This window comes from Neoalteromonas arenosi, assembly GCF_030362855.1.
Classification (GTDB): domain Bacteria; phylum Pseudomonadota; class Gammaproteobacteria; order Enterobacterales; family Alteromonadaceae; genus Alteromonas_E; species Alteromonas_E arenosi.
Genome location: NZ_JAUCBP010000007.1, coordinates 446,143 through 467,721 on the forward strand (window position 1 = coordinate 446,143; position 21,579 = coordinate 467,721).

A 21,579-nucleotide genomic window follows, 5' to 3' on the forward strand; every position below is an offset into this window, starting at 1 on the left:
GTGCAAGTTGAATCTTTGATTACGTCGATGACGCCAGCGCTGTATGAGCGTGTGAAACAACTAGTGGAAACTGGAAAGTGGTTTGATGGCAAACCTATGTCCGAACACCAGCGCGACATGCTGTTGCAAGCCGTACTGGTGTATCAAGCAAAGGTCGAGCAATCAGGTGAGCATATGACGGTTGGGGCTGACGGCGAGATCATTCACAAGTCTCGTCAAGAATTGAAATCAGAGTTACAAATGCAACAAGATTCCCTCATTGCCAGGTTTAAGAAACATGATATTTAAGCGTCTATTCACGCCAAAACACTCCCATAAAGACCCCGCTATTCGCATTCAGGCTATCGAAAAGCTCAATCCCAATGTGGCGAGCGATAAAAGCAAGCTACACGAATTGGCTTTCAATGATGCGGACGGCCGCGTGAGCTTAGCAGCATTAGAACAGCTCAAATCCTTTCCTTTGTGGTTAAAGATGTCGCAAATAGCTGCAAATAGTGCGGTGAAAAGTCAGGCCCAGAAAAAAGTACTTGCGATTTTGTCTGATGAAAGCAGCGATCTAATAACTCCAGAGCTGAGACGGGCTACAGTTTTAGAATCCAAGGAAATCGTTATCTTAAAGCATGCGCTTGAACATACAGACATGTTTAACGATGAACCAGAAGTGGTCAGTGAGTTACTTCATCGTATTGGTGATAATACTTTTTCACGCCAGTTTATGCTGCAACACGCCAGTGAAAATGTGCGCGAGTTTTTAATTAGTCGACTGGACGACCTCGAAACACTAACAAAACTCAATCGCCATATAGAGCTTGCAGCACACCAAGAATTAATTGTGCAGCGTATTGAAACCCTGCGAGCTAAGGCCCTACGACCAAGTGAACTTAGTGAGTCATTGCGCCTAAACTTGAGCAAGCTCAAAGCACTCACGGATGGTCAGGATTACGCGGCTGTATCAGCATCAAGTACTCAGTTGCGTTTGCATATTGAGGCTGATATCGCAGAGTTGGGCGAATATGACGAGCAATCAGCTCAAGCCCTGCAGCAGAAATACGCGCTGATTAGTCAAGCCGTTGATCACACGCTTGCCCGTCTTTACCCGCAATACCAAGAACAACAAGCTGCATTGGCCAAGCGCGAACAGTTAAAACAATGGCGAGCAAAAGCAACAGAGCTTGCTGCACAGGCAAAAGCGTTGGTAGGTGAAGGTTTTGAGATCATTGATGATAACGTGCAGTTACGTATCGATGGACTAAGAGCGTCTATTGCCACATTAGTTAATGAGGCCGAACCTGCTAGCGCCGAAGATTCATTGACTCAACAATTACAAGTGTTGGCGACTAGGCTAGAAAAGCTACCTAGTTTTATTGCCGCGCAACAACAGTTAAATGCCATTGTGAAGAGCTTTGAAGAGAGTTATCAAGTCCCTCAGTCACTCAGCGAATACGACGCGAGTAAAACTGTCTTTGACACGTTAAAGCAGCAAGTCGGGACTGTGATCGGTCAAGTTGGTAATGAGCTACCAGAAGAGATGCAAAGCAATTGGTTAACTCTTCAGCAGCACTGGCAAAAGGCCTTAAACGATTGTCGTAAACAAGCTGATGAAACCATGCGTTTATGTCAAAGTAAGCTGCGTGCGGCGCAAGGCTTGTATAAACAAGGCAAGTTTAAAGCAGTATTAGCTATTGACAAAAAAGTGATTACAGCGGTAACGCAATTACCGGCGAGTTTCGTTATGCGGATTCAACGCCAGCTCGATGCGCATCAGGCGATGGTTGCCGAGCTCAAAGGTTGGCAATCATATGTTGCAGCTCCGCGATTACCAGAATTATTACAACAGATGCAGACTTTGGCCGCTGAGCCAGTGCGAGATATTGATGAGCGTCGGCAACAAGTTCAAGTGTTACGTCGGAACTGGAATAGTCTTCAAATCGGGGACCAACAACAAGCCGAGTCTCTCCAACAGCAATTTGATCAGGCGGCTGAGCAAGCTTTCGCCCCGGTACAACAGTTTCAGGCTGAGGAAAACGCCATGCGCGCGGACAATAAATCGCAGGCCGAGAGCATTTTAACTGAGCTGGAACAACTAAATCCAAACATGGAAGATGACAATGAGTTTGCCAAATTATTTAACCAGTTGAACCAACGCTGGTTTAAGCTTGGTGAGATCGGGCGGGCCGATTGGCAAGCGCTAAAGCGTCGTTATACGGCTTTGAGCAAACCACTCAAGCAACGAGTAGCTGCGGTGCACAACGAAAATGCAGAGCAGAAAAGACGTTTGATTAAGCGCGCAGAAGCGCTGTTACAAGATTCAACAAGTGATGTTGTTCAGCAAGTAAAAGCGCTCCAGAAACAATGGCAAGCAGTGGGTTTTGCGGGTAGCAAGCAAGATCAATCGCTGTGGAAAACGTTTCGCAGCGTCAATGACCGAGCGTTTGCACAATTAAAACAGCAGAAACAGTCGGTACAAGCCACTTTCGATAATGCGCTCGACGCCGCTGAGTCAACGCTCAACGGATTGCTAGAAAGTATCGAACAAGAAGGTATTTCGACGGGGCAACTCGATGTATTGGAGGAAGAGCTCGATAAAGTGATGCGCGATTTTAACTCAGCTGTCAATGATATAGATGAAAAGCTGGTGCGCAGACCAATGCAACAATTAAGGCGATTGAGTGATGATATTAGCAATCGAATTCGCGTTCAAAAGCGCGAGTTAAAGCTTGCGCTGTTTAACAGCCAATTGCAACAGTTGTTCGACTATTTGCCAAGTCGTGTGGATGAGGATGAGTTACTCGATCAACATGCACCCAATTTACCTGGCATTGCGTTGCGTTCGGTGGCGCAATCGGAGTCACTCACGCGTCAAGCAATCACTGTGCGGATAGAAATTGTCACAATGTGTCCATCACCCAAACACGACAGCGAATTGCGCAGTCAACAACAAGTGCAATTAATGAGTGAAAAACTCAGCAGTGGTGAACTACCCGATAAATGGCAGCTATTTGCTCAATGGCTTGCGACTGGTCCATTGCGTCGCGACGATTTGTCGTTGTTAGCGCGTGTAAGGGCTGCTTTGATGCCAGACACGGTGGAGGTTGCTAAACGTGTTGTATGAGGAAGTAGAGTTTAATTTCGATTCAGAGCCACAAGCTTATCGCTTCTTAAACTCCGTAAAAAATTGGCATCAACGCGATTTAAAGGCCGAATATGGTCGTGACTCTGCAAGTGTCAAAGTCACGTACTTACCTGCGGCTAACGCATTTGATGATACGGTATCTCGCCTTGACGATCTCGCCACTGAGTTAGGTGGTAAAGCACTCTAAACACTTAGCTTGGCCAAGCAATTACTTGGCCGGTGAGTGGTTCATTGTTTCTCAAATAACAATGTCATTCTATCTGACTCGCCAATCGCGTCAGCCGCTGCCCGCTTGTCGGCATCATCGCCAGCGCCGAAATAGGTCGGTGGTAGACGCCAAACGATATCGGCTTCGGTTGGATTATCGTTTTCGTTGGCATTCACTTCTGATTTAGCAACAAGCTTGAAACCTGCTTTTTCAAACAAGCTAATAACGGTTGATTGCTTTAAGTAACCGGCACTGCCATTCGCCCACGCATCATTAGCACTCTCTGGGGCTCGGTGTTGTACCACCCCAATTTTGCCGTCTTCTTTTAGCAGCATATGTGCCGCTGTTAGCGCATTCGTCATGGTTTGTGCTTCTTCTTCGAAGCGATTTAAATTGTGTAAGGCTCTAATAAACAAAATCCGGTCGGCCGTACCTTTGGCTGAATCAGGTACTGTTGCAAACGTAAAACCTTCGGCCGCGGGCGCATTTTCAGTTATCTCTGCAACCATACCAGGGAATTGGGTGGTTCGTTCAATCTGATCTTTGATTGCTTCTTCAGTAAAAAAGCCAAAACGTGCCCACATATCATCGTTGTAGTTAATGCCATACATCGTGCCTTCACTTCCAACAAGTGGTGCAATGATGCGCGTATACCAGCCACCGCCGGGCAATGCCTCGGCCACGGTCATTCCGGGTTGTACATCAAAAAACGTTAAAGTCTCAATGGGGTTGCGTTGATTATCGCGCTGTTTCATCTCGGCGGGTCGCGCATCGACAATTTCTTGTAAAGATTGCGCCTGTGCACCCAATAAAAAACCACCACAAGCGATGGCTAGCAGAGTTTTGCGGATCATTTTTACGCTCCTTTTAGTCCTAATAAGTTCGAGCCAGCATAGTCGGATAAATCATTATAAACGACTAATAAGTGATAAAACTTCGAGTTTATGTGATCAATGACAGTAGAGGACTAATTATTGGCGGCGATATTAAGTTGCTGATTACACCATCGCTGTGCCGCTTCAACGCTATCAAAGGCTTCTAAATTAAGCCCCGTTTGTTGCTTAAACTGCGCTAACATTTCACGCTGTAAAACAGTACTGCAGATTGAAGCAATTCCCACACAGCCATTTTCAATTGACCACTTATAACTGTTACCTATCACGTGCATGACTTCCATAGCTCCAAGGGTATCGGGATCCAACACGTCAATCCGCGCCCATTGAGAGACGTTTTGTTCGTTTGTACTATTGCGTAGCTGTTCAAAAGAGAGGGTAACACCTTCAACGTTAAAGGGACCGTGTACGTGATTGTGCAAAACGTTATTCTGCCAAGTAAGTACCACATTGCCATGCGGTTTTAAATTGCGCTCAACCAACGATCAAACTCCCAATAGCCCCTCGGTATAAGCCTAACACTAAATACTCAGTTCGCCACTGATATTCGCTTGCAGGTGTGCGCGGATATCGTCATAACTCAGTGGTTGGCTGAGTAAATAATGCAGTTTTGCCAATGCTGCTTCTGGCGTCATGTCCGCACCAGACACGACGCCGACGTCTAATAGCGTTTGACCGTTTGCATAACCGTGCATATCGACTTTCCCGTGAGTACACTGGGTGCAATTTAGGACTACAACTTGGCTATCTCTGGCACGTTTCAATTGCTCGAGTAGGGCCGCTGACTGCGGCGCATTACCAACCCCATAGCTCAGTAATATGAGAGCTTTTACAGGCTGTAATAAGGTGTTTTTAATCACATCTGCAGAGATGCCCGGGTAAAGGCTCACTAAGCCTATTGGTTGCGCCTGAATATTTTTAATCACTAGCTGCGCGTTGGTGTCTACCTTGCGATGTTGGTTGGTGACTTTTATGTCAATACCCGCATCGATAAGAATCGGGTAGTTGGGTGATTCAAATGCATCGAAGCCATTTGCGTCAAGCTTGCGCGCTCTATTACCCCGCATTAGTTTGTTATTGAAAAACAAGGTAACTTCAGGAATGGGGTAATTAGCGGCAATATATAGGGCGTTGAGTAAGTTTTCTTGCCCGTCTGAACGTAATTCGGCTAAGGGTATTTGTGAGCCTGTTACGATTACTGGCTTACTGAGACCTTGTAACATAAAGCTCAATGCCGACGACGTATATGCCATTGTGTCGGTGCCATGTAAAATTATAAAACCATCGTAGTCATCGTAGTGCTCGGCAATATCATCAGCCATCTGCTGCCAATCATTGGGTGACATATCGGAAGAGTCGATTAAGTTAGCGTATTCATTGATCGTAAATTCTGGCATTTCAGGCCGATTAAATTCTGGCATACCCGCTAGTGTTTCAGACAGAAACCCAGGAGCTGGCACATAACCACGCGTTGAAGGTCGCATACCAATGGTGCCGCCAGTGTAGGCAATGTATATTTTCTTTCGCATCTTCAAATAGGCCCAATGCATTGTTTGACGTAACTCTAATCGAAGTTCGGTTTTGTGCAACCTGTTTTGCGTAAAGAGATGGAATAAAGCCTTGCTAAACAGTAACCTTACTAGGCAAAATCGATAATCAAAGCCCATGTGAAAACAAGCACGTAAAATTTAGGGAAATCTAACTACAATGGCAAAACCACAAGGACAGATAGTGTGTGTAGGGATGGGTATGATTTTGGGTGCGCATATGGCTCCGCGTTGTCGAAGTTATATTGAACAAGCGGACATCGTTTACAGCAGTTGTCATCACTTGATGCAAAGGTGGTTAGAACAGCTCAATATCAATAGCCATTCTTTGCAGCCCTTATACGGTAAATATAAAGACCGCCGCGAGACCTATGCAGAAATGATTGAAATCATGCTCGCCTCCGTGCGCGCTGGTAAGCGTGTTGTAGGCGCGTTTTATGGTCATCCCGGTGTTTTTGCACAAGTACCGCATCGCGTGGTCAAACTGGCTTTAGAGGAGGGCTTTGATGCGCATATGGAGCCAGGAATTTCAGCTGAAGCTTGCCTATATGCCGAGATGAATATTGATCCCGGTGAACTCGGATGTCAGCATTTTGAAGCCAGTCAATTTATGTTCTATCAACGGATTATTGATCCTTATGGCTACTTAGTGCTTTGGCAAATTGGCCTTGCGGGTGACTTAACCCTAACATCCAAGATTAGCACTACGCCACAGCGACAATTGTTGTTGGACAAGTTATTCGAGTATTACCCCCCAGACCACCAGGTTGCTATTTACGAATCTAAGACTAATGTGATGGAGCAGTCTCGCATCGAATGGTTTGCATTGAGAGACCTAGTCGATATGCCATTAACGATGATTTCCACATTAGTGTTGCCTCCAGCTAGGCAAATGCCCGTAGATCGGGATATGATGGCTAGCTTACATAAAATAACGCCGCGTAATTATTAAAAAGGACATAAAAAATGACGCAAAAAAAATTGACCGAAGCAGAGTTACTGTCCATTGTAGACCGATTAGGCAAGGATCCTTCCTACACATTTGGTGATTTGGAGCCTGGTGTACAGGAGCAGTTGTTGGAATTGCAGCAGCAAAGCGATGAAACTAACCCGATATTAGTCATTCAAGAACCCAAAAAGCCTGATGATGAGTCAGAGGATCAAGATTCACCACCTGATAGTCCAGCGAAAGAGTGATGGGCTAGCACATACAGCCAATCATCTAGTTAACGTGACCGATTAAATTGCTGAAGTTTAAGTTCATACCCGTTTTACTCATTATCGCTTTCAGTGCCGCAGTGTGTTGCCCGTGGGCAACACTTGCTGATGATAGTCTTCTCGATCAGGCTGAAGCGTTGCGCAACGCTGATCCTAGCCAAGCGAAGCGTATATTAGAGTCAATTGATATTGCTTCGCTGAATAGTGCTCAGGCAAACCGCTATGAGTATCTCGATATATATCTGATGGCATTTTCAGGTGACTTCAAAACGATGCTTAAGCGCTACCAAGCATTAGTCCCTGGAATTGAGTCGGACATACTGCGTTTCAAAGTGTACTCAGGCATGATGCTGTCATATCAAGCTGCAAGCAATTGGGTAGACGGTCTATCGTTAGCGAGTATCATAATCGAAGAGTTTGAACGGTCAGATTCAAAAGCGACACTTGCTCCTTACCTTTTCGCCCTAGCGGGGTTTTATGCGGCTGTAGATGAGCACCAACTGTCTAACGATTACTTAGATTTGGCTCTGCAATACCCGCAAACTGATGGTTTTAAGTGCTCAGCTTCTTTGCAGAAGGCTCATAACCAGCTAAAAACGGTTGCAATTGAGCAGCTCTCAAAAAATGACTTTGAAAGAGTAATCGAGCTTTGTAAGAGTTCAAAAACAGCCTTGTATGTCACCCTTGCCGAAATGACCTATGCAAAGTACCTGCTGGCTATCAGTGAGACGAACCTCGCGCTGCAGATATTAAATGAAAATGAAGCTGAGCTTATGAATACGGGCTACATCCAGGGCAAGTTATCTTTCCTACAAATCAAAGGAGATATTTACGAGACTGTTGGTGAATTGAGCAGCTTACAGAAAATCGTAGAGCGAATTTTAACTTTTGAAGGGCGGGAGCAATATCGAACGGCATTAGAAAGCGCCTACCGATGGCAGTCACAGTTAGCTGCTGAACGCGGAGATTTTCAACTCGCCTATGAAGCTTTCCTTAACTATGAGGAGCTGCGCCAAGAACAGTTGGATACAGCAGTACTAAAACAAAAAGCAGTGCAACAATCACGCTTTGAATCAATGGAAAAACAAGCACGCATTGAGTTGTTAGACAAAGAAAATCAACTGCTAAAGACGGAAGCTGAACTATCTGCTGAGCGAATTGAGAATAGTATACTCGCCTTTGTATTATTATCCGGATTGTTTACTGGGCTGATGATTTGGTCCTATCGCAGCCGCCGTCTGCGTAAGCGTTTCGAGCGCTTAGCCAATATTGACGGGCTTACTCAAATATATAATCGGACTGCTTTTATCGAGCGAGCTCAACACTTACTTGAAAAAAGCCACAAGCGTTTTATTCCAGTCGTGTTGATATTTTTTGATTTGGATAAGTTTAAACATATCAATGATAGTTTTGGTCATCAAGCGGGGGACTGGGCGCTGAAGAAAGCTGTTAATACTGTCCAAACAGTCCTTGACGATAACGTGTTATTTGCTCGCATGGGTGGTGAAGAGTTCGCACTTCTCAAAGTGGGGCTAACACAACAAGAGGGGGCGATGTTTGCAGAAAAAATGCGCGCTGCTTTAGAGAATCTCAACACGTTAGAAAGTGGCCACAGCTTTAGTCTGACCGCGAGCTTTGGTGTAAGCGACACAACACTAGCAGGGTACAAGTTGGATACGTTAATTGCGTCGGCAGATCTTGCATTGTATCAAGCGAAAAAGCGCGGTCGAAACCAAGTGTTTCAATACAATAAAGGTGCGCTCAATTAAGCGCACCTTTCGGTTTAATCCGCTTTACTTAACCTCTTCGCCCGCGGCTTGCTTGTCGGCATGGTAACTTGACCTCACCATTGGTCCGCACGCGGCGTGACTGAAGCCGATCTCTTTTGCGTATGCGCCTAACTGATCGAATTCATCCGGATGCACATAGCGCTTAACTGGATAATGATGTTTACTCGGTTGTAAGTACTGTCCAAGCGTCAGCATATCAACATCGTGGGCACGCAAGTCGTCCAATACCGTTTGAATTTCCTCAGCTGACTCTCCCATACCCATCATCAGACCAGATTTGGTTGGAATGTCAGGGTGCTGTTGTTTGAACTTTTTAAGTAAGTCCAGCGACCACTGATAATTGGCACCTGGGCGACATTCGCGATACAGACGCGGAATGGTTTCTAGGTTGTGATTAAACACGTCTGGCACGCCGTTTTTGAAAATTTCTAAGGCGCGATCCATACGACCACGAAAGTCAGGAACTAACACTTCAATCGTGGTGGATGGACTGTGTTCACGAATAGCATTAATGCAATCGACAAAATGTTGTGCACCACCGTCGCGCAAATCATCGCGATCAACTGAAGTGATCACGACATAACGCAGATTCATTTCTTTAATGGTGGTGGCTAGCTTGAGTGGTTCTTCAGCCGATGGTGGCAGTGGTTTACCATGCGCTACATCACAAAACGGGCAGCGTCGGGTGCAAATATCCCCCAAGATCATAAAGGTAGCTGTACCCTTGTTAAAACATTCCGCAAGGTTGGGGCAGCTCGCTTCTTCACACACACTGTGCAGTTTGTTTTTGCGCAATGTTTGCTTAATCTGATCAATTCTGTCAGTTGTGCGAGGCAGTTTGATCTTGATCCACTCCGGCTTACGCAGCATCTCTGCCTTTTCGGTAGGGATAATAGTTACAGGAATATGTTTTACTTTTTCATCGTCGCGTAGCTTTACGCCAGCTTGAGGTCGCGCGTTAGTCATCAAAACCTTCTCTGATTTGTTTCTCTGATATACCCACTTGGTCGCAAAAATGATCAACGAGGGGCATTGCCGCTTCGCTGAGCGATTGTGGGCCATTTAAGCCGGCACAATCAACCATTTCTAGACCGGCATAACCACAGGGGTTAATGCGCTGAAACGGGGAAAGATCCATATTAACATTTAATGCTAGCCCGTGGAATGAGCAGCCCTTGCGGATCCGTAGTCCCACAGAACACACTTTTTTCTCGTCAACATACACACCAGGTGCATCTGCTTTGGCGTATGCTTCAATATCGTAATCGGCAAGCAATTTTACAATCGACTGTTCTAATGCGGTGACTAAATGACGCACACCGAGTTTTGCTCGTTTAATATCAAGTAACGTATACAGCATTTGTTGCCCTGGCCCGTGATAAGTTACTTGACCGCCGCGATCAACGGGCACAACAGGGATATCACCGGGCATCAAGATATGTTCTTCCTTTCCGGCTTGCCCCTGCGTAAAAACAGGCTGATGCTCGATTAACCAGATTTCGTCGGCAGTGGTTTCATCGCGACTATCAGTAAAGTCTTGCATTCGTTGCCAGATAGGCAGGTAGGACTGAGCCGAGGCGACTTGACGAACAATGGGTGTCGGACAACTTGAAAAATTACCAGCCATTAATTACAGCACAACTCTGACTAATTCTAATTTAGACAGTTCGGTATAAATCGATTCCATGTGCTCTTTACTGGTCACTTTGACACTCAAAGATAGCGAGTGATAATTACCTTTACTACTCGGTTTAACCGTTGGTGCATAGTCGCCGGGCGCGAGTTGTTGTAGACGGTTGATCACTACTGCCGGTAGACTTTCATCCGCCACGCCCATTACCTTAAAAGTTTGGTAGCACGGAAATTCAAGTAGCTCATCAAAACGGGTATCCATAACAACTCCTGATATTCTTGGGATTAACTATCGAATCCCAACTGCAATTTAATATAGTCAATTGTGCGGTCAAAAAAACCGCCTTCATTCACTTCATGCAAAGCAACTAGGGGATATTGAGCGATGTCTTCGCCATCGAGTTGTAAATACAGGGTACCGACAACTTCACCTTTAGCCAGCGGGGCTTCGAGGTTTTGGTCTAAAACAAAATTCGCTTCGAGGTTTTTGGTTTGGCCGCGTGGAATGGTAATTGGGGTCGATTGATTAATTCCCAAGTCTACGGTTTCGCGATCGCCCATAAAAATTCTGTGCGCAACAAAACTGTGACCCGCTTGATAGGGCGTTACCGTCTCGTAAAAACGGAATCCATAACGCAATAATTTACTGTTTTCTTGCTTGCGCGCACGTTCACTTTCTGTGCCCATCACCACTGAGATTAGGCGCATATCACCCTGTGTCGCAGACGTGATTAAACTGTAACCCGCTTCAGACGTGTGACCGGTTTTAATACCGTCAACATTGAGGTTTTTGTCCCACAACAAGCTATTGCGGTTGTATTGCTTAATATCGTTATAAGTAAACTCTTTTTCGCTGTAGATAGCGTACATTTCGGGCACTTCATTAATCAGCGCAGCAGATAAAATAGCCATATCGCGAGGTGTCGTGTAGTGCTCTGGATCATGCAGTCCGTGGCTGTTTACGAAGTTAGTTCCCGTCATACCCAAATTCATTGCATGGGCATTCATCATACTGGCAAACGCACTCTCGCTGCCGGCAATGTGTTCGGCCATTGCCACGCAGGCATCATTACCCGATTGCACCATAATCCCGCGCAATAAGTCCGATACTAATACTTCGGTACCTGCCTCAATAAACATGACTGACGATCCTGGAAAGTTTTTCGCCCAAGCATTCTCAGAAACCATTACTTTGTCGTTGACTGTGATATTGCCCGCTTGCAACTCTTTACCGATAACATAGACCGTCATGATTTTTGTCAAACTAGCCGGCGCAAGACGCATGTCTGCATTTTGCTCAGTAATGACGGTGTTAGTGGCTGGATCAATCAATAAGTGACCCTCTGCTGCAACTGACGGCGGCGGTGGGATCACGACGGCAGCATGTGCAGAAGGAACAAGTAACGCGCAAAGCACAAAAGAAAAACTACGAATTTTGGAAAGCATGTATTTACCGTTAATTTATGATTTTAGTTGGAGTAAACCAGCATGGATTGCGTTTAATGGTCATCCGAAGGATTGCTATTTTATCGCAAAACCGGCCCTATCGACCAGTTTATGACAATAAAAAATACCAAAAGTTGTCGTTAGGTAGCAGTAATTCAACGAATTTTATGGGGCAGGGACCGTAAAAGCCTCTGGGTAACCATTTCTGCGTAATTCATCGAGTAATAAATCCGCGATGTGTTCGCTATGAATCGGACCCAGTCGGAGACGATTAATGTTGTTATCCGCCTCAATGGATGCAGGTACTTGATACAACTCACTTAGCACCTCAGATAAGTTTGCGACTCGCTCACTGTCACTCAGTGCTGCGACTTGAATAAAAAATCCGCTTATTGGTGAAGGTTCAACTACAGGAAGAGAGTCATTCACAGCGGGGGGCTTAGGCACTTCAAGCCCCGCATACTCAGCGTAACTAACCGTTGGACCATTCCCCACAGTTACCCGGTTTTGCTCGTCGAAGTGTATCACCTCCACTTTTACCGGGGCTGTACCTGTCGACAGATAGTCCAATTTTTTCGCTGCAGCGAATGATAAATCGATAATACGGTCGCCGTGAAATGGCCCGCGGTCATTAACTCGCACAATCACACTTTTATTATTAATAACGTTTGTCACTTTCACAAACGAGGGCAGTGGTAAGGTTTTATGCGCCGCTGTCATGCCATACATATCATACACTTCACCATTTGACGTGAGGTGACCGTGAAATTTTTGTCCGTACCAAGAAGCTTCGCCTTCCTCAACAAAACCTTTGCCCGTGGCTAATGGGAAATATTGTTTACCGAATACAGTATAAGGACGACTATTGTGCTCTCGATAAGGCTCGTAATGCGGAATTGCGCTTTCACGCGCAATACTGTCAGGTACTTTAGTTGGTGCTGAATCATGCCGCTGGCTGTAACGACCGCCATACTGACAGCCAGTGAGACTGATGATTAACACTGTAGCAATAATAATTATTGTTATTTGATTGCGCATAATATCACCGTGACATGAGACGAGCCTGTGTGCTAATTGCCATTAGAATGCCAAATCCTGCTAGCAGTGTCACCATTGATGTACCACCATAGCTCACTAAAGGCAAAGGTACTCCTACAACCGGTAGTAACCCAGAAACCATGCCGATGTTGACAAATACATAAACGAAAAAGGTCAATGTAATCGCACCTGCTAAAAGCTTGCTAAAGGCATCTTGGGCACGGGCGGCTATCCACATCCCACGCATGATTATAAATCCGTAAATACCAAGTAGCCCAAGTACACCTAAGAGTCCAAATTCTTCACTAAATACCGCAAAGATAAAATCAGTGTGGCGTTCAGGCAGAAACTCGAGTTGTGATTGCGTACCTTGTAACCAGCCTTTGCCATCGACTCCACCTGAGCCAATCGCAATTTTTGATTGAATAATGTGGTAGCCGGAACCCAATGGATCGCTTTCCGGGTTGAGAAAGGTCAACACGCGTTGTTTTTGATAATCTTTCATTAGGAAAAACCACATAATTGGCGCAAATGCACTGGCTAATACACCGACTATGGATATTAACCGCCATGTCATACCGGCTAAAAATAGTGCGAAGATCCCCGAACTGGCAATTAGTAATGATGTACCTAAGTCAGGCTGCTTAGCGATAAGCACAGTTGGAATGGCAACCATTACAAAGCCAATGATTATATGCTGTGTACGTGGGGGAAGGGTAAACTTGCTGATGTACCACGCGACCATCATGGGGACTGCGAGTTTCATTATCTCAGAGGGTTGAAAGCGCATAAAACCGAGATCTAACCAACGCTGGGCACCTTTGCCCATGACCCCAAACAACAGCACCCCGACTAACATTAGGAGCCCAATAATGTAAAAATAAATCGCCATACCGCGATACATCATTGGCGGTATTTGGGCTAATACCACCATCACAACCAAAGCCAAGCCGAGACGAATGACTTGACGCTGAATTAAATCTGCATCTTGGCCACCGGCTGAATAAATAGTAACTAAGCCAACCGCCATTAAGGTTAACAATCCAATCAGTAGCACTCCGTCGATGTGCATGCGACGCAAAAAACTGGTGGGTTTAGGATTAAAAGTCGCTGAATTCATCGCGAACCTATCGCTGTAGAATTGTCGAGGTTTCCATCTTTATCAAACCGATGGTGACGAAAATAAAAGTCCATAATATCGCGCGAAAGCGGGGCCGCATTTGAACTACCTCCGCCCGCATTTTCTAAAACTAAAGCTACGGATATTTCCGGCTCGTTATAGGGAGCGTAACCGACGTACATAGCATTATCGCGTAAGTGTAAGGCAACTTCTTCCTCGACGTATTCTTCATCTTGTGCAACTGTAAACAACTGCGCAGTGCCGGTTTTTCCAGCAGCGATGTAAGGAGTATTAGCATAGGCGAGCCGAGCGGTACCATGTTCGCGATTCACAGTGCCATACATAGAGTCCAAAATCATATCCCAGTTCTTAGCATTATTTACATCGATGGGCCGTGCCGTTTTTACGCCTTCATCAACCACACCCGATGTCGTTTGGACACCCTTTAATATTTGCGGTAAGACTTTTTCACCGCGATTGATCAACATATTAATCGAGGAATTAATTTGAATAGGCGTGGCTGTCCAAAAACCCTGACCAATTCCCACTGGAATTGTATCACCGATATACCAAGGTTCATTCATTTGTGCGCGCTTCCAGCCACGCGTTGGCATATTCGCATCTGACTCTTCGTGAATATCAATACCAGTGTAATCGCCGAAACCAAATTCCATCATCGCGCTACTAATTGCGTCGATTCCCAAATTGAACGCAAGATCGTAAAAAAATGTATCGCACGACACCTCAACGGCTTTAATAACGTCAACGTCGCCATGACCACCGCGTTTCCAATCACGCCAAGTATGTGAAACATTTTCAATCTGATACCGACCACGGTCTTGCATAATGGTTTCAGGAGTGATCACAGATTGCTCTAAACCAACCAGTGCCAAATGTGGCTTGATGGTTGAAGCCGGTGGATATTGCCCTTGTGTTACACGGTTTATCAGCGGCCTTTCCGTTGAATTTAATAGCGCATTGTAATTGCGGCTGCTAATGCCATGGACGAATAAGTTCGGATCATAGGATGGATTAGAATACATCGCTAACACCGCACCATTGCGAGGATCTGTCACAACCACAGCGCCACGGTTTTCAGCCATTAATCGCTGAATTTCCAGCTGTAGTTCGATATCGATGTTTAAGACGAGATCTTCTCCGGGTATCGGCGGTTGGAAATCTAAAGTCCGCAGAATTCGACCTTGGTTGTTCACCTCTACTTGTTGATAACCGACAGTGCCGTGCAATCGCTCTTCATAAAACCGCTCAATCCCGAGTTTACCGATATCGTGTGTGGCATCATAATTGGCTGCTTGTCCAGACGCTTCGAGTTTGTTTAAGTCGTTGCGATTAATCTTCGCAACATAACCCACCACGTGAGTAAGCGCTGAACCAAATGGATAATGCCGTGCCAGTCGAGCATTAATCGTCACGCCTGAAAATCGATGCTGATGCACTGAAAAGCGCGCCACTTCATCCTGACTTAATCGTGTTCGCAGGGCGACCGGTTTAAAGCGGCGTTGGCTCTTTAAGTTACTTTTGAAATCCTCAACTTGCTCATCACTGATGCTGATGTACTGACGCACACCAGCGATCATGGCGTCTATGTCTTCGACGTCTTCAGGGATAACATTAAGGCTAAAAACAGGAATGTTTTCGGCCAATATAACGCCGTTGCGGTCCAAAATTAACCCGCGATTCGGTGCCACCGGTAACAACTTAATACGGTTGCCGTTTGATCGTGTTTGATAGTCTTCGAATTGGTTTACCTGTAGGTTATACAGATTACTCAGTACCACTCCCATCAACACCGCAACAATCACCAGAGCGATAACTGCACGACGAGCAAACAAATTCGCTTCTGCAGTATGATCCCGAATGGTTTGACGTTTAATCGGCACGGCTATTCCCGATGATAGGGATGGTTTTGGGTAACACTCCACGCGCGATACAAGCTTTCGGCTAAAATAACGCGAACCATGGGATGCGGTAAGGTGAGGGCTGACAGTGACCAATTCTGTTCAGATGCGGCAATGCATTCGGGCGCAAGGCCTTCAGGACCGCCGATGAGTAAACTCACATCACGTCCATCGAGCTGCCACTCAGTTAAACGCTGAGCCAGTTGCGGTGTTGTCCATGGTTTACCGGTTACTTCGAGGGTAACTATGCGGTGGCCTTTACCCACAGCTTTTAGCATTAACTCACCTTCTTTTTGTAAAATGCGCGGAATGTCGGCATTTTTACCGCGCTTGCCCGGTGGGATCTCGACAATGCTTACTGTTAGGTCAGACGGAAAGCGGCGTAAATACTCTTTACAGCCTTCTGACACCCAAGATGGCATCTTGTTCCCGACGGCAACGATTTGGATCCGCATCAGCTCCAGAGCTTCTCCAATTGATAGAAATCTCGGGTCTCATCTTGCATGACATGGACAACAATATTACCCAAATCGACAAGTACCCACTCGCCAGAATCCTTGCCCTCAATACTCAGTGGTGGATTGCCAGCTGCTTTGCACGATAAACTGACATTCTCAGCGATTGAAATTACGTGGCGCTTTGAATTACCTGAGCAAATCAGTAATGTATCGGTGATCGATGATTTGCCGGCAACATCTAAGTCGATGAGATCACGGCCTTTCATATCGTCAATTTTTTCAATAACGAATTGTTTTAATTCTTCGTGGTTCAAACTGTCTCCTAAGCTAATGGCTTAATTAATATATAACTGCTGTTGTTGAATGTAGGTGAATACCTCAGGTGCTAGCCATTGCTTTGCTTGCGAGACTAAGTCTGGGTTGGCTAGCCATTCACGTAGTTGGGTAGATGATACATCCCGAAGAGGGGTTTCTGCAAAAAACACTGCACCATTGGTCATTTGATTTACAACACTTTTATCACTTTTATGATGTTTAGCTAGCCAGTCTGACAATGGTGCTGATGCTGTAGCCTGGCAATTAGGGCGCGGCAGGACAGCTATATGACAATAATCCAGCAGTCGCTGCCATTGAAACCAAGTGTCGAGTGCGAGCAAAGAATCTTCACCAATGACAAAAACAATACTGGCCGTAGGGTTGTGTTTGCGCAAATGGGCAAGGGTGTTTACGGTATAACTGGGAGTTGGTAAATCCTGCTCACATAACTCCGGTTGTAAAATTGGGTATGCCTTACAGACCAACTCAACCATTCTGATACGTTGCTCAAAAGTCGCTCCAACCACTGTTTTGTGCGGTGGTATAGGTGCAGGTAACAGGCGCACTTCGGTAAAGGCAAAGTCCTTTGCGGCTTGCAGCAGAGGTTCAATGTGGCCAATGTGCGGAGGATTGAAGGTACCACCAAATAAACCAATCACCGACGTGACTGAACTCATAAGGCAAACTGTTCTAATGGCGCAGGCAAAAACAACAAGCAAAGATGACACAGAGTGACAAAAGGCTTACTCACAAAACTTTGTTTAAATTGTAAGTCAGCGCGACTTAACTTTTGCTGGATATGGCGCAAATCATTCAGTGTGAGCCTAGACAATGCGGATTGATACAGCATTTGCTTGGATTGCCAAATACGCAGTCGTTGCCAATTGATCGACTCCCCCTTTTGCTGCAGCGTGGCCAGCTGGGTTAATAATTGCCACTCGCGTATCAGCGCCCAAATAACAATGTTTGGCTCTACACCTTCACTTTCGAGCCGATAGAGAATTTTAATTGCTCGTTGTGCATCACCACCTAATAACGCATCGACTAATTGGAAGACTGTAAACCGCGACTGATCGACCGTTGCCTTATTCACATCTTCTTTGGTCAGCGAGCGTGCGCCGTAAATCAATGCTAACTTTTCGATTTCTTGCCGAGCAGCCAATAGATTGCCTTCACATTGCTCTGCTAACAGACTGATAGCGTCAGGATCCGCACTGAGCTGATTGCGCTGCAGACACTGACTGATCCATTGTTGTAACTTGCGACCTTCTTGCGGGTAACACAAAGTGAAAAAGCCATGCGCCACGAGGTTTTTAAACCATTTTGCTGATTGCACATCTTTGCCGATTTTGGGGCCGTGAATCAAAAGCAGTAGGTCAGTGAGATCCCCAGCAGCTAATTCATTAAGAATCTTGGCACCTGCGGCACCAGGTTTACCGGTCGGAAGCTCTAACTCGATATACTGGCGGTCGGCAAAGAGCGACATCGATTGACTCGCTTCGAGCAGCTGTGACCATTCAAACTCACTATCGGCAACTAAGGTCTGGCGCTCATTAAAACCTTGGGCTACGGCAACTTCTCTCAGTGCATCTATACATTCGAGCTTTTGCTGAGGCTCATCACCAAATACCAAGACAATACTTGGCATCGCTTTATTTAATTGAGCTTTAAATCGTTCTGGGTAGACTTGCATAGCTAGTTTACGGCAACCGCGGGTACAGAGGCTTGACTAGCCATCAATCGTATAATCCGATCAGCCGCCTCAGCGCGCATTTCGTCAAGGATTAAATCGAGTTCTCGAGACTTTGCTAATACCTGATCGGGATCATCTTGATACTCACGTAAAACCTCAACGACTGCGTTTACCGGCTCTTGCCCCGGAAAAGTTAAGCGATAGTCAACGCGATAAATAAGCTCATATTCGGCGACCTGCCCCGTGCGAAAAACAGATAGCAATCGACGGTCGAGGTTTTCAGGACGCAATTCGATTATAACTGTATTGGCAATATCCGCGGGAGCGGCTGCTCGGGTATAACCAAGTTGATAGACCGGGAGTCGTTCGGCCAAAGCGCGAGCTTGTGGGTCATGCGCAGATAAACTGCGCACTTCGACAAGCTGAATATGCTCCGGAAATTGCTGTGAGCCACGTAATTGAAAGCCACAGCTGCTGATACTGAGCAGCACAACACTCAACACAAGCAACCGAGAAAACGACAACAAAAGTCTATATTTCATCATTAGTTAGCCACAATATTAACTAGCTTACCTGGCACAACAATCACTTTACGTACCGTTTTACCTGCGATGAAGTTCTGTACGTTTTCTTGTTCCATAGCCGCTTGCTTGACCGCATCTTGGTCTGCACTAGCCGCCACTGTGATCTTGGCGCGTACTTTGCCGTTAACTTGCACAATAATGAGCTTCTCATCTTCCACTAATGCTGCTTTATCAGCTTCAGGCCAGCCACTTAATTCGATTGAGCCTGAATGCCCGAGTAAGGTCCACAAGTGCTGTGCAATATGTGGAGTCACTGGATTCAACATGCGAATGGTGGCAATAACGCCCTCGGCTAAAATACTGCAATCAACAGCATCATCCACCGGCGCTTTTTGCAAGTGATTCAAAAGCTCCATTATCGCCGCTATTGCTGTATTAAACGTTTGACGGCGACCTAAGTCATCAGTGACCTTTTCAATTGTACGGTGAACTTCACGGCGCAAGTCTTTTTGCGCTTTGCTAAGACCTTTCAGCTGCTCAGCTGATAAGGCTTCAGCATTACTTAATGAATCAAGATTATCAGTGACCAAACGGAACAGGCGTTTGAGGAAACGATGCGATCCTTCCACACCTGAATCAATCCACTCAAGCGTTTGTTCAGGTGGCGCGGCAAACATCGTAAACAAGCGCACAGTATCTGCACCATAAGTGTCGATAACGTGCTGGGGATCGATGCCGTTGTTTTTTGACTTAGACATTTTTGTCATGCCGCCTGGCACGACAGGTTGGCCATCTGCTTTCAGAGTAGCCGCGGTCACCCGGCCTTTGTCATCACGGGTCAGTTCGACGTCAGCTGGTGCATACCAAGTAATTTTACCTGAGCTGTCTTCACGGTAAAATGATTCCGCTAAAACCATACCTTGGCACAGCAAGCGTTTAAATGGCTCGTCTGAATCAACCAGGCCTTCATCGCGCAACAATTTGTGGAAAAAGCGCGAGTAAAGTAAATGCAATATGGCGTGCTCGATGCCTCCAACGTATTGATCGACAGGTAACCAATAATTACTCTCACGCGGGTCTAGCATTGCATCTGACGGTGCAGAAGCGTACCGTGCATAGTACCAGCTAGATTCCATAAAAGTGTCAAACGTATCAGTCTCACGTTGAGCATTAACGCCATTGACTGTTGTTGCAGCCCAGTTTTTGTCTGCTTTAATCGGGCTGGTAACGCCGTCCATCACCACATCTTCTGGTAATTGCACGGGCAGATCGTCGGCAGCAACGGGCACTTCAGAACCATCAGGTAGATTGATCATAGGAATTGGCGCGCCCCAATAGCGCTGACGAGATACACCCCAATCGCGCAAGCGGTAATTCGTCGTACGTTGGCCTTTTTCGGCAGATTCTAATGCCGAGCAAATCGCATCAAACGCGGCTGTGAAATCCATGCCACTGTATTGCTCTGAATTGATCAATTGACCTTTTTCGGTAATCGCGGCGGAGGAGACATCAGTGATATCTGCACCTTCATTAGCAGCCACCACTTGTTTAATCGGCAAGCCGTATTTGGTCGCAAATTCCCAGTCGCGTTGGTCATGCCCAGGCACTGACATAACTGCGCCAGATCCATACTCCATTAGAACAAAGTTAGCCACCCATACTGGAACGCGTTCACCTGTTAGCGGATGAATCACTTCCAAGCCTGTCGCACAGCCTCTTTTTTCCATCGTGGCAAGTTCAGCTTCTGCTACTTTGGTGTGTTTTGCATCTTCAACAAACGCCGCAACTTCGGCATTCTGTGCAGCGGCATACTGAGCTAATGGGTGTTGAGCTGCTACGGCAACATAGGTTACGCCAAAGAGTGTATCTGGACGTGTGGTATACACCTCAATGGCATCCAGACCCGCGATTGACTCAGGTAACGCAAAACGAATATCTGCACCAACTGATTTACCTATCCAGTTGCGCTGCATCGCGACCACTTGCTCTGGCCAATCCGTTAGGCCATCAAGATCATTCAATAGGGTCTCAGCGTAATCTGTGATTTTAATAAACCACTGCGGGATTTCTTTTTGTTCAACCGTTGCGCCGCTGCGCCAGCCTTTCCCATCGATAACTTGTTCGTTGGCAAGCACTGTTTGATCTACCGGATCCCAATTGACCGTCGCCAATTTTTTATACACTAAACCCTTTTCATACAAACGGGTGAAGAACCATTGTTCCCAGCGATAGTAATCGGGCTTACAGGTGGTTACTTCACGTGACCAATCGTAACCAAAACCCAATGACCGCAGTTGCTGCTTCATGTAATCGATATTGGCGTAAGTCCATTTAGCGGGAGCCGTTTTATTATTGATTGCCGCGTTTTCAGCGGGCAGACCAAAGGCATCCCAACCCATGGGTTGTAAGACATTTTTGCCCTGCATGCGTTGATAACGACTAATTACGTCACCGATCGTGTAATTGCGCACGTGGCCCATGTGTAATTTGCCACTTGGATAGGGGAACATAGATAGGCAATAGAATTTCTCTTTGCTGTCATCGACGTCGACTTTGAAGACATCGCTTTCGTGCCATTGTTGCTGAATCTGTTGTTCTATTTGTTGGTGGTCATATTGCTTATCTGACATGCAGCTTAGGATTCC

At 46.0% G+C, this 21,579-nt stretch carries 22 protein-coding genes; 6 read left to right on the forward strand and 16 right to left on the reverse strand.

The features are described 5' to 3' along the window. From QTP81_RS08405 to QTP81_RS08415, 3 genes are read left to right on the forward strand one after another with little or no spacing between them, the layout of a single operon-like run. Complete coding sequence (locus tag QTP81_RS08405) at nt 1-288, forward strand: YeaC family protein (protein WP_289364906.1); 288 nt, start codon at nt 1-3, stop codon at nt 286-288. Then, nucleotides 278-3,112 carry a DUF349 domain-containing protein gene (locus QTP81_RS08410; RefSeq protein ID WP_289364907.1) on the forward strand — a complete coding sequence of 945 codons (2,835 nt, stop codon included), beginning with the start codon at nt 278-280 and terminating at the stop codon, nt 3,110-3,112. Before QTP81_RS08405 ends, QTP81_RS08410 begins: the two co-directional genes overlap by 11 nt. Next, a complete protein-coding gene (locus QTP81_RS08415) occupies nt 3,102-3,320 on the forward strand; it encodes a hypothetical protein (RefSeq protein ID WP_289364908.1) in 219 nt (72 codons plus the stop codon). Before QTP81_RS08410 ends, QTP81_RS08415 begins: the two co-directional genes overlap by 11 nt. 41 nt (nt 3,321-3,361) lie before the next feature. Here the strand turns inward: QTP81_RS08415 and QTP81_RS08420 are convergent, their stop codons facing one another. The 3 genes from QTP81_RS08420 to ansA form a co-directional block, all read right to left on the reverse strand. Beyond that, on the reverse strand, nt 3,362-4,195 hold the full coding sequence (locus tag QTP81_RS08420; protein WP_289364909.1) for a class I SAM-dependent methyltransferase: 834 nt from the start codon (nt 4,193-4,195) through the stop codon (nt 3,362-3,364). Between the two features lie 113 nt (nt 4,196-4,308). After that, complete coding sequence (locus QTP81_RS08425) at nt 4,309-4,716, reverse strand: hypothetical protein (protein ID WP_289364910.1); 408 nt, start codon at nt 4,714-4,716, stop codon at nt 4,309-4,311. Between the two features lie 39 nt (nt 4,717-4,755). After that, on the reverse strand, nt 4,756-5,763 hold the full coding sequence (gene ansA, locus QTP81_RS08430) for an asparaginase (RefSeq protein ID WP_289364911.1): 1,008 nt from the start codon (nt 5,761-5,763) through the stop codon (nt 4,756-4,758). A gap of 178 nt (nt 5,764-5,941) precedes the next feature. Here ansA and QTP81_RS08435 point away from each other — a divergent pair, with 178 nt between their 5' ends. Genes QTP81_RS08435 through QTP81_RS08445 form a run of 3 tightly spaced genes read left to right on the forward strand, consistent with a single transcriptional unit; the run spans nt 5,942 to nt 8,768 of the window. Further along, entirely contained in the window at nt 5,942-6,733 is a 792-nt protein-coding gene (locus QTP81_RS08435; protein WP_289364912.1) for an SAM-dependent methyltransferase, read from the forward strand. A gap of 14 nt (nt 6,734-6,747) precedes the next feature. Continuing rightward, entirely contained in the window at nt 6,748-6,978 is a 231-nt protein-coding gene (locus QTP81_RS08440; RefSeq protein WP_289364913.1) for a hypothetical protein, read from the forward strand. Between the two features lie 47 nt (nt 6,979-7,025). Next, nucleotides 7,026-8,768, forward strand: a complete 1,743-nt coding sequence (locus QTP81_RS08445) for a GGDEF domain-containing protein (protein WP_289364914.1) — start codon at nt 7,026-7,028, stop codon at nt 8,766-8,768. A gap of 24 nt (nt 8,769-8,792) precedes the next feature. Here QTP81_RS08445 and lipA read toward each other — a convergent pair whose 3' ends face one another. The 13 genes from lipA to leuS form a co-directional block, all read right to left on the reverse strand. Next, on the reverse strand, nt 8,793-9,755 hold the full coding sequence (gene lipA / locus QTP81_RS08450; protein ID WP_289364915.1) for a lipoyl synthase: 963 nt from the start codon (nt 9,753-9,755) through the stop codon (nt 8,793-8,795). Beyond that, nucleotides 9,748-10,416, reverse strand: coding sequence for a lipoyl(octanoyl) transferase LipB (gene lipB / locus QTP81_RS08455; protein WP_289364916.1), 669 nt, complete (start codon nt 10,414-10,416; stop codon nt 9,748-9,750). Before lipB ends, lipA begins: the two co-directional genes overlap by 8 nt. Before the next feature lie 3 nt (nt 10,417-10,419). Continuing rightward, nucleotides 10,420-10,683 carry a DUF493 family protein YbeD gene (gene ybeD / locus QTP81_RS08460; protein ID WP_289364917.1) on the reverse strand — a complete coding sequence of 88 codons (264 nt, stop codon included), beginning with the start codon at nt 10,681-10,683 and terminating at the stop codon, nt 10,420-10,422. A gap of 23 nt (nt 10,684-10,706) precedes the next feature. Further along, nucleotides 10,707-11,867 carry a serine hydrolase gene (locus QTP81_RS08465; RefSeq protein ID WP_289364918.1) on the reverse strand — a complete coding sequence of 387 codons (1,161 nt, stop codon included), beginning with the start codon at nt 11,865-11,867 and terminating at the stop codon, nt 10,707-10,709. A 165-nt stretch (nt 11,868-12,032) separates the two neighbouring features. After that, nucleotides 12,033-12,905 carry a septal ring lytic transglycosylase RlpA family protein gene (locus QTP81_RS08470; RefSeq protein WP_289364919.1) on the reverse strand — a complete coding sequence of 291 codons (873 nt, stop codon included), beginning with the start codon at nt 12,903-12,905 and terminating at the stop codon, nt 12,033-12,035. Nucleotides 12,906-12,909: 4 nt separating this feature from the next. Next, nucleotides 12,910-14,025 (reverse strand): rod shape-determining protein RodA, encoded by a 1,116-nt coding sequence (rodA, locus tag QTP81_RS08475; protein WP_289364920.1) that lies wholly within the window; start codon nt 14,023-14,025, stop codon nt 12,910-12,912. Beyond that, complete coding sequence (gene mrdA, locus QTP81_RS08480) at nt 14,022-15,926, reverse strand: penicillin-binding protein 2 (RefSeq protein ID WP_289364921.1); 1,905 nt, start codon at nt 15,924-15,926, stop codon at nt 14,022-14,024. The genes rodA and mrdA overlap by 4 nt, the downstream gene beginning before the upstream one ends. Before the next feature lie 2 nt (nt 15,927-15,928). After that, nucleotides 15,929-16,399 carry a 23S rRNA (pseudouridine(1915)-N(3))-methyltransferase RlmH gene (gene rlmH, locus QTP81_RS08485; protein WP_289364922.1) on the reverse strand — a complete coding sequence of 157 codons (471 nt, stop codon included), beginning with the start codon at nt 16,397-16,399 and terminating at the stop codon, nt 15,929-15,931. Beyond that, entirely contained in the window at nt 16,399-16,716 is a 318-nt protein-coding gene (rsfS, locus tag QTP81_RS08490) for a ribosome silencing factor (protein WP_289364923.1), read from the reverse strand. The genes rlmH and rsfS overlap by 1 nt, the downstream gene beginning before the upstream one ends. Nucleotides 16,717-16,737: 21 nt before the next feature. Then, nucleotides 16,738-17,394: a nicotinate-nucleotide adenylyltransferase gene (gene nadD, locus QTP81_RS08495; protein WP_289364924.1), complete on the reverse strand. Its 657-nt coding sequence runs from the start codon at nt 17,392-17,394 to the stop codon at nt 16,738-16,740. Continuing rightward, nucleotides 17,391-18,410, reverse strand: coding sequence for a DNA polymerase III subunit delta (holA, locus tag QTP81_RS08500; RefSeq protein WP_289364925.1), 1,020 nt, complete (start codon nt 18,408-18,410; stop codon nt 17,391-17,393). The genes nadD and holA overlap by 4 nt, the downstream gene beginning before the upstream one ends. Nucleotides 18,411-18,412: 2 nt before the next feature. Next, complete coding sequence (locus tag QTP81_RS08505; RefSeq protein ID WP_289364926.1) at nt 18,413-18,955, reverse strand: LPS-assembly lipoprotein LptE; 543 nt, start codon at nt 18,953-18,955, stop codon at nt 18,413-18,415. After that, complete coding sequence (leuS, locus tag QTP81_RS08510; RefSeq protein ID WP_289364927.1) at nt 18,955-21,564, reverse strand: leucine--tRNA ligase; 2,610 nt, start codon at nt 21,562-21,564, stop codon at nt 18,955-18,957. The genes QTP81_RS08505 and leuS overlap by 1 nt, the downstream gene beginning before the upstream one ends. Nucleotides 21,565-21,579 lie beyond the last annotated feature (15 nt).

Coding starts and splice junctions, on each gene's coding strand:
- QTP81_RS08410 (WP_289364907.1), top strand. CDS start 278: ATGATATTTAAGCGTCTATTCACGCCAAAACACTCCCATAAAGACCCC.
- lipB (WP_289364916.1), bottom strand. CDS start 10,416: ATGGCTGGTAATTTTTCAAGTTGTCCGACACCCATTGTTCGTCAAGTC.
- QTP81_RS08465 (WP_289364918.1), bottom strand. CDS start 11,867: ATGCTTTCCAAAATTCGTAGTTTTTCTTTTGTGCTTTGCGCGTTACTT.
- ybeD (WP_289364917.1), bottom strand. CDS start 10,683: ATGGATACCCGTTTTGATGAGCTACTTGAATTTCCGTGCTACCAAACT.
- lipA (WP_289364915.1), bottom strand. CDS start 9,755: ATGACTAACGCGCGACCTCAAGCTGGCGTAAAGCTACGCGACGATGAA.
- QTP81_RS08435 (WP_289364912.1), top strand. CDS start 5,942: ATGGCAAAACCACAAGGACAGATAGTGTGTGTAGGGATGGGTATGATT.
- leuS (WP_289364927.1), bottom strand. CDS start 21,564: ATGTCAGATAAGCAATATGACCACCAACAAATAGAACAACAGATTCAG.
- QTP81_RS08420 (WP_289364909.1), bottom strand. CDS start 4,195: ATGATCCGCAAAACTCTGCTAGCCATCGCTTGTGGTGGTTTTTTATTG.
- QTP81_RS08470 (WP_289364919.1), bottom strand. CDS start 12,905: ATGCGCAATCAAATAACAATAATTATTATTGCTACAGTGTTAATCATC.
- nadD (WP_289364924.1), bottom strand. CDS start 17,394: ATGAGTTCAGTCACGTCGGTGATTGGTTTATTTGGTGGTACCTTCAAT.
- ansA (WP_289364911.1), bottom strand. CDS start 5,763: ATGCGAAAGAAAATATACATTGCCTACACTGGCGGCACCATTGGTATG.
- rlmH (WP_289364922.1), bottom strand. CDS start 16,399: ATGCGGATCCAAATCGTTGCCGTCGGGAACAAGATGCCATCTTGGGTG.
- QTP81_RS08505 (WP_289364926.1), bottom strand. CDS start 18,955: ATGATGAAATATAGACTTTTGTTGTCGTTTTCTCGGTTGCTTGTGTTG.
- holA (WP_289364925.1), bottom strand. CDS start 18,410: ATGCAAGTCTACCCAGAACGATTTAAAGCTCAATTAAATAAAGCGATG.
- QTP81_RS08440 (WP_289364913.1), top strand. CDS start 6,748: ATGACGCAAAAAAAATTGACCGAAGCAGAGTTACTGTCCATTGTAGAC.
- rodA (WP_289364920.1), bottom strand. CDS start 14,025: ATGAATTCAGCGACTTTTAATCCTAAACCCACCAGTTTTTTGCGTCGC.